2 protein-coding genes and 2 pseudogenes are annotated in these 3444 nt (G+C 70.4%); all 4 read right to left on the bottom strand.

Going from position 1 to position 3444, the window contains the following annotated elements:
• Positions 1-231 (bottom strand): annotated as a pseudogene (locus tag G3I42_RS11850) (hypothetical protein); the annotation flags it as partial.
• Positions 216-1223 (bottom strand): ParA family protein, encoded by a 1008-nt coding sequence (locus tag G3I42_RS11845; RefSeq protein ID WP_239096405.1) that lies wholly within the window; start codon positions 1221-1223, stop codon positions 216-218. The pseudogene G3I42_RS11850 and the gene G3I42_RS11845, both read right to left, overlap by 16 nt.
• Before the next feature lie 546 nt (positions 1224-1769).
• Entirely contained in the window at positions 1770-2885 is a 1116-nt protein-coding gene (gene ald / locus G3I42_RS11840; protein ID WP_164285203.1) for an alanine dehydrogenase, read from the bottom strand.
• A 230-nt stretch (positions 2886-3115) separates the two neighbouring features.
• A pseudogene (locus G3I42_RS11835) lies at positions 3116-3444 on the bottom strand (hypothetical protein); the annotation flags it as partial.

Below are 3444 nucleotides of genomic sequence, written 5' to 3'. Positions count from 1 at the left end.
GCGCAGTCCGGGCACGGGCGGGGGCATCGCGGGCCCGCCGTCCACGGGGGCGGGTGCCGGCGCGGAGTCCCTGCCCTGGTGTTCGCCCGCGTCCTCCTCGGTCGCGGCCTCCCCGGTCCCGCTCCGCGCGCCCGAGGGCTGCGGGCGCGGACCCGAGGAGGGCTGGAGGGCCATGCCCCCGGTCGTACGGAAGAGTTCTTCGGCTCCGGGCAGACTCACTCGGCGTGACACCGGGCGAGCACCTCCCTGGCGAGCTGGCGGTAGGCGGCGGCGCCGACGGAGTTGGAGGCGTAGGTGGTGATGGGCTCCCCGGCCACGGTGGTCTCCGGGAAGCGCACGGTGCGGCCGATGACGGTGTGGTACACGTGATCGTCGAAGGCTTCGACGACGCGGGCGAGCACCTCGCGGCTGTGCACCGTGCGGGAGTCGTACATCGTGGCGAGGATGCCGTCGAGTTCCAGCTCGGGGTTGAGCCGCTCCTGCACCTTCTCGATCGTCTCGGTGAGCAGCGCGACGCCGCGCAGCGCGAAGAACTCGCACTCCAGCGGGACGATCACCTTGTGCGCCGCGGTGAGCGCGTTGACGGTGAGCAGGCCGAGCGAGGGCTGACAGTCGATCACGATGTAGTCGTAATCGGCCATGAGCGGCTTGAGCGCCCGCTGGAGGGTGGACTCGCGGGCCACCTCGGAGACGAGCTGGACCTCGGCGGCCGAGAGGTCGATGTTGCTCGGCAGCAGGTCCATGTTGGGCACGGCCGTCTTCAGCAGCACCTCGTCGGGCGACATCCCGCGTTCGAGGAGGAGGTTGTAGACCGTCAGGTCCAGCTCCATCGGGTTGACCCCGAGGCCGACCGAGAGAGCGCCCTGTGGGTCGAAGTCGACGAGGAGGACGCGGCGGCCGTACTCGGCGAGCGCGGCGCCGAGGTTGATGGTCGAGGTCGTCTTGCCGACCCCGCCCTTCTGGTTGCACATCGCGATGATCTTCGCCGGGCCGTGGTCGGTGAGGGGCCCGGGGATCGGGAAGTAGGGAAGCGGGCGCCCGGTGGGGCCGATCCGCTCGCGGCGCTGGCGCGCGGCGTCGGGGGCCAGCGTGGCCGCGTACTCGGGGTCCGGCTCGTACTCGGCGTCCGGGTCGTAGAAGTGCCCCTCGGGCAGCTCCTCGTAGTCGGCGAAGGTGTCGCCGCTCGGGTCGCCGGCCATGGCGTTCACGATATGGCCATCCATGCTCTGGTGTGCGGTCTGCGTCGGCGGGAGACTCTGGCGGGCCGCGAAGGTGCGGACGGCGACGGAACCGGCGGGACCGATCGTCGACGGACTCGCGACACCACCGCTCCGCGCGGCCAGCTCCGGTCGGCCACCCCCGGGAGAAAATGTCGACTCATTCACAAGTCGTCTTACCTCCTTGGCGACCAGGAAACTTCTGGATAGGTCAGCGTGGCACCATGCCGACGGTTGGCGACTCTATGGCGTGTCACCACTCCGCAGCAACACAATCCGCCGGACCCGGCCCGATGTGTCGGTGTGTGCGAGGGCGGATGTCAAGGGTGCACGGTCGCGCATCACCCCCTCGGCAGAGGCGAGTTCGGCACGTCAAACACCCTGGAAGTGTGACCTAGCCGCCCACTTGGGAAAGTCTCGCTCAAAAACTGTCACATCACCGCACGCCAACGGCCGGACCTGCGCGCGAAGGTCCGGCCGTTGGCGTGAGAAACGCGACACCTGTTGACGCGCCCCCTGCCCTCCCGGTCGCCCGGGAAGGGGGCGCGTTTCTCAGTCCAGGAGCGTGTGGGTCTCGGCGTACGCCAGCCCGTGCGCCTCGGCGACCTCGCGGTAATACACCTTGCCGTCATGGACGTTGAGGCCCTTGGCGAGGGAGGCGTCGCGGCGCAGCGCGTCGATCCAGCCGCGCCCGGCGAGTTCGAGCACGTACGGGAGCGTGGCGTTGGTGAGGGCGTGCGTGGAGGTGTGCGGGACGGCGCCCGGCATGTTGGCGACGCAGTAGAAGACCGAGTCGTGCACGCGGAAGGTCGGCTCGGCGTGCGTGGTGGGGTGCGAGTCCTCGAAGCAGCCGCCCTGGTCGATCGCGATGTCGACAAGGACACTTCCCGGCTTCATGCGCGAGACGAGGTCGTTGGAGACGAGCTTGGGCGCCTTGGCCCCGGGCACCAGGACGGCGCCGACGACGAGGTCCGACTCCAGGCAGGCGATCTCCAGTTCGTACGCGGTCGAGACCACGGTCTGGATGCGGGTGCCGAAGATCCTGTCGGCCTCCTTGAGCTTGGTGACGTCCTTGTCGAGGAGCTTGACGTGGAAGCCCATGCCGATCGCGATCTGCGCCGCGTTCCACCCCGAGACGCCGCCGCCGATGACGACGGCCTTGCCCGCCACGACCCCGGGGACCCCGCCGGGGAGCACGCCGCGCCCGCCGGCCGCCCGCATGAGGTGGTACGCGCCGACCTGCGGGGCGAGCCGCCCGGCGACCTCCGACATCGGGGCGAGCAGCGGCAGCCTGCGGTCGGCCGTCTCGACGGTCTCCAGGGCGATCGCGGTGGTGCCGGAGGCGAGGAGCGCGTCGGTGCACTCGCGCGAGGCGGCGAGGTGCAGGTACGTGAAGAGCACCTGGTCCTTGCGCATGCGGTGGTACTCCTCGGCGATCGGCTCCTTCACCTTGAGGAGGAGATCCGCGCGGGCCCACACCTCGTCGGCCGTGGGAAGGATGACGGCTCCCGCCGCCACGAACTCCTCGTCGGTGATCGAGGAGCCCGAACCCGCTGTCGCCTCGACGAACACCTCGTGCCCCTGGCGGCGCAGTTCGTGGACCCCGGCCGGGGTGATGGCGACCCGGAACTCGTTGTTCTTGACCTCGCGGGGGATGCCGACCTTCATCGTCGATCACGATCCTTGACTAGAGAGAGCCCGGGACAAAAGGGGCACGGCACTACATACCCGTATCCACGAGGGCGCAACAGGGGAGAGCCGCCGATCTGCGGCTTCGCCAGTTTAATGAAGGGATTCCCGCTGTCCAGCCTTTCAAAGCATCATTTTTTCCCGGAAGCGCTACGGATTTCGTAGGTGAACCCCGTGAAGCGACGCCCTGGACGCCTCACACGGGCCCGCTACGCCCCCGCCCGCAGCACCGCCGCCTCGCCGGGCCCGAGCAGCCGCGCGGCGAGCCCCCGGTGGTGGCGGGCCGACGCCGGGTCGCCGAGCCGGTCGAGGGTGTCGGCGAGGCGTACGTGCAGCGCCGCCCGCAGCCGTTCGTCTTCCGCCCGCTCGGCGAGGCCCACCGCCTCGCGGCACGTGCGCAGCGCCTCCTCGGGCCGCCCCGCGTACTCCTGGACCCTGGCCAGCTCGGCGAGAGCCCGGGCCTGGCCCGCCACGTCACCGCGCCGCTTGTGCACGGCGATCGCCGAGCCCCAGTTGCGCCGCGCGTCCCCGTACCGGC

Origin of the sequence: Streptomyces sp. SID11385, from assembly GCF_010548245.1 — a bacterium.
In the GTDB taxonomy this organism is placed as follows: domain Bacteria; phylum Actinomycetota; class Actinomycetes; order Streptomycetales; family Streptomycetaceae; genus Streptomyces.
This window is presented reverse-complemented; position numbering and strand designations above follow the sequence as displayed.